Source organism: Rubrivirga sp., from assembly GCF_049648075.1.
Classification (GTDB): Bacteria; Bacteroidota; Rhodothermia; order Rhodothermales; family Rubricoccaceae; genus Rubrivirga.
Genome location: NZ_JBARYR010000039.1, coordinates 1 through 1,771, shown reverse-complemented (window position 1 = coordinate 1,771; position 1,771 = coordinate 1). Strand labels below are relative to the sequence as shown.

The 1,771-nt window shown below is 69.8% G+C and carries 1 protein-coding gene; it reads right to left on the bottom strand.

Annotated elements, in window-relative coordinates:
- Positions 1-39: 39 nt before the first annotated feature.
- A partial coding sequence (locus WBA11_RS01180) for a copper resistance system multicopper oxidase (RefSeq protein ID WP_424518905.1) occupies positions 40-1,771 on the bottom strand: 1,732 nt, incomplete at its 5' end.

Genomic DNA, 1,771 nt, shown 5'->3' with positions numbered 1-1,771 from the left:
GTCATAGCGTGGGAGATCGGGGTGGGCCGGTGGGGCGGTCTAGCCTCGGGCGAGGTCGCGGCGCGGGAAGCCCGCCGGGAGCCCCGAGGGGTACATCGAGGCGAGCACCTCGGGCTCCCAGTCGTCGGGCCGCTGGACCATGGCCACCCTGAACATCCCGAGGTCCATGTGGTAGAGGATGTGGCAGTGGAAGGCCCACGGGCCGAGCGCGTCCACGTCGATCAGGAGCGAGACCCGCTCGGCCGGCTTGACGACGACCGTGTGGACGCGCGGGATGCGCTCGCCCTGGCCGTTCTCGAGCTCCATCCACATGCCGTGGATGTGCATCGGGTGGTTCATCATGGTGTCGTTGACCATCGTGAACCGCAGGCGCTCGCCGTAGACCATCGGGATGAGCGGCTCCTCGGAGTACGTCTTCCCGTCGATGGACCACATGTAGCGCTCCATGTTGCCCGTCAGGTGGAGCTCGACCTCGCGGTCGGGCGCCCGGCGCGGCTCGGGGTAGAGCGCCTTGAGGTCGGCGTAGACGAGCACGCGGCGGCCGTCGTCGCCCAGCCCGACGCCGGGCTCCATGAGCCGGCTCCGGGTCTGCATGGGCGCCATCGCGTTGGCCTTGCCGTGGTCGTCCGGCCCGTGCATGGTGGGTTCGGGCAACGCGCCCGGCGGGCGGACCCCGGCCGTGTCCCCCATCGCCATCTCCCCGCTGGCGGCGCCCGTGGCCATGCCCGAGTGGTCCATCCCCTGCATCTGGCCGTGGTCCATACCGCCTGCGGCGCCCGCGGCCGCGCCGGACATGTCCATGCCGCCGTGGTCCATCCCCTCCATGCCACCCATCGCGCCGTGGTCCATGCCCATGTCCATCATGGTCAGCGAAGGCCGGTCGCGCATCTCGGGCACCGGGGCCGTCATGCCGGGCCGGGGCGCGAGCGTGCCGCGGGCGTAGCCCGAGCGGTCCATGGTCTCGGCGAAGAGGGTGTAGGCCCGGTCGCCCGGCTCGATGACGACGTCGTAGGTCTCGGCCACGCCGATCCGGAACTCGTCGGTCTCGACCGGCTCGACGTGCTGGCCGTTGACCTGGACGACGTTCATCGGCAGGCCCGGGATGCGGACGTCGTAGAACGTCATGGCCGCCGCGTTGACGAACCGGATGCGGACCCGCTCGCCGGGCCGGAACTGGCCGTACCAGCCGGGGTCGGGCGCCTGCCCGTTCATCAAGTAGGTGTAGGTGGCGCCCGTGATGTCCGAGATGTCGGTCTGGTCCATCCGCATCCGCTCCCAGGAGAGGAACTCCGAGGGGCTGACCTCGCCGCCGATGACGTCGCCGAGCGTGTTCCGTTGGAAGTTGTAGTAGTTCGCCCGGTTCTTCAGGTTGTCCAGGACGCCGTGGGGGTCCTCGAACGTCCAGTCCGACAAGACCACGACCATCTCGCGGTCGAACGGGTAGGGCTCCGGCCCGGACGGGTCGATGATGAACGGGGCGTAGTGGCCGAGCTGCTCCTGGAACGCCGAGTGACTGTGGCACCAGTACGTCCCGTACTGGCGGATCGGGTAGCGGTACTCGAACGTCGAGCGGGCCGGGATGCCGGGGAAGTTGACGCCGGGCACGCCGTCCATGTTGTTCGGCAGGATGAGCCCGTGCCAGTGGACCGAGGTGTCCTCGTCCAGCTTGTTGTGGACGCGGATGACGGCCTCGTCGCCCTCGGTGAACCGCAGGAGCGGGCCGGGGACCGACCCGTTCATCGTCACGGCCGTGCCCGTCTTGCCCCCGAAC